The sequence below is a fragment of the Vibrio cincinnatiensis DSM 19608 genome, assembly GCF_900167345.1.
GTDB classification, from domain to species: Bacteria; Pseudomonadota; Gammaproteobacteria; order Enterobacterales; family Vibrionaceae; genus Vibrio; species Vibrio cincinnatiensis.
Genome location: NZ_FUXB01000041.1, coordinates 1 through 2,486, shown reverse-complemented (window position 1 = coordinate 2,486; position 2,486 = coordinate 1). Strand labels below are relative to the sequence as shown.

The 2,486-nt window shown below is 36.9% G+C and carries 2 protein-coding genes; both read left to right on the top strand.

Annotation, left to right across the window (positions count from 1 at the left end; all coding sequences use genetic code 11):
* Positions 1–724: 724 nt before the first annotated feature.
* Complete coding sequence (locus tag B5D54_RS16690; protein ID WP_078927646.1) at positions 725–1,024, top strand: hypothetical protein; 300 nt, start codon at positions 725–727, stop codon at positions 1,022–1,024.
* Between the two features lie 532 nt (positions 1,025–1,556).
* Positions 1,557–1,991, top strand: a complete 435-nt coding sequence (locus tag B5D54_RS16675) for a GNAT family N-acetyltransferase (protein WP_078927644.1) — start codon at positions 1,557–1,559, stop codon at positions 1,989–1,991.
* Positions 1,992–2,486 lie beyond the last annotated feature (495 nt).

The following is a 2,486-nucleotide window of genomic DNA, read 5'->3' as shown; positions in this document are numbered from 1 at the left end:
AAATAGGAAGCACTCAGCGTTGGGCTACGTGAGTCCCGTCGAGTTCGAAAGTGTGTAGTTATGTTGTGTCCACTTTTCGTGGGGTACACTAGTTTTTAGGAGAGTATATTGATTCCAATAATCTTTGGCTTGAGTCATCTCTGCTTTGTAATCGTTTTAGCTTTTTTGATTGCTACATCAAGCGATCCTGTCTCAGTGAACGGTTGGTTAGTAGTTTTGCCATTGGACTTTCCGGTTTCTTTGGGGCTATTCCCGATAGCTTACTACTTCGATGGAACATCAGTTCTTAGTTTGAAGGACTCATTGGGTAATTACAGCATTCTTAGAGATCTTAATAATTTCTGGGTCCCTGCTTTGTATTCTGGTATTTTGGGTTCGTACTGGTGGTATTCATTACCGAAAATTTTTGTATGGCTAAAGTTAAGGATCTTCAAACGCTTGAACTAGGCACGCTGTTCACAACAAACATAACAAACGCTTTAAGGCGGATTCGCAACGCTCGCGGTTTTGGTTTGATTTGGCTTTTGCGTTTACGGTGCAATAATTAAGTGTTGTGGTTGCGTTGCTCACCACTTAAGCGGGCGTTAAGTTTGGAAATGAACATTATTGAGCAATGTGTTTTTTTTATGTTCAATATTTGGAATCAAGGTTCTCTATTAGTTCTTGAACATATCACTATTGTACGAGATTATTATAAATATTTTATATTTCAACGGAGAAAACAATGTTAGCAGAAGCTGGTAAGTTGGTATGGAGTGCTGGTAGTACAATTGTAGGTGTATTTGTAGAAAAGTCGAAAGCGGAAGAGTTATATCGATTTATTGTTCCCGATATTCAACAAGATCTCAGGAATGGAAAAAGCTTTGAATCTGAGAAAGTTGTCAGTGGCATTAAAATTCTTGAGAAACTACCGCCCATTGGTGCTCGTCGTAGGAATTTTTCTCGTCGATATTTAAAGAGTAAAACAGATTTTCTTGCTTTACCTCAAGATCCAGATGCTTTATCGATTGCATATTGGTGGTAGCATGAAAGTTATATATTCAAAATCGTTGTTATCACTTTATTTTTTGTTGTTTATTTTTTATTTATATTCGTATATATCAAATCCAGATATTCTATTGTTAGAGATGAGTTCTCCTATGATGGAATTTTATGCAGCATTTACAATGCTATTGATGTTATATGTTTTATACGTTCATGCATTTGATAAATTTAGGCCTAAATCATTAATTCTCAAATTTATTGTTGTTAATATTTTTATATGTGCATTTATTAGTATTGCAATGACAGTCTCTAAAGATTTTAGCTTAATGTCTTATTGGGAGATTTTTTGTTTTATATCAGTTTATATTATTGTTTATTTTCCATTGTTTCTGGCATATAAAGATATAAGAAATAGGTATTTAGCAAAAACTTAACAAACGCTTCAAGAGGGACAGCCAACGCGTGGCATTTTTACTATGCGTTGGTTTTTGTGATTACGGTGTTATGCGGAAAGTTAGTAGTAGCGTTTGCTGCCCCTTAAGCGGGCGTTATGTGTAACCAGAGGAAAATACATGGAAGTAAAACTAAAATCCGGTAGCGACTCCTTATTTGCAGAATCTTTAACCAAGACAAATATGGCAATTTACTATCAAACTCGCGGGATAATCTGGGATCATAATCAGTTTGTTAGTAGTTGGACGCAGTTAGATAACTACGAAGTCCATTTAGAGCAAACTCGTGTTGGTATAGTGCGTTTTAGCTATAGTGGCGATGCGACTTTCCTTAGAGACTTTCAAATCTTACCTGAGTTTCAGGGCATAGGAATTGGAAGTAAGTGTCTTGATTTAGTTGTTAGATACGCTTTAGATAGACAATCCATTAGGTTAGTTCTGCGAGTTTTTAGTGAAAATCCAGCGATCAATCTGTATGAATCCAAGGGCTTCGTGAGAACATCTGAAGTTAACGGGTTGGTTGAAATGGAGTTTCCTTTAAATTCAAACACATAACAAACGCTTCAAGAGGGACAGCCAACGCGTGGCATTTTTATTATGCGTTGGTTTTTGTGATTACGGTGTTATGCGGTGAGTTGGTAGTAGCGTTGTCTGCCCCTTAAGCGGGCGTTAACTGGCAATGAAATTACCCACCTTTTTCCGTTGAATTCTAACTTATTGATTTATATTAATAATAAATCGAGTAAAAAATAAAAGGTTATTTTGATAAATTTGATGTAATTACTATTATTAACAATAAGTTACTGCTAAAGTTTCATAGTTCACTGCCGCATAGGCAGCTTAGAAACAATGAATTGCAGTTGCGCGTTTGCTCCCTGAGTTCACTGCCGCATAGGCAGCTTAGAAAATCATGGAGTCACAGCGTGACATCGTTGAAATTGTTCACTGCCGCATAGGCAGCTTAGAAAGTCAAGCATCCCCCAGCGATTAGTAGGCCCAAGTTCACTGCCGCATAGGCAGCTTAGAAATAATGGCAAGATTTACGGGATA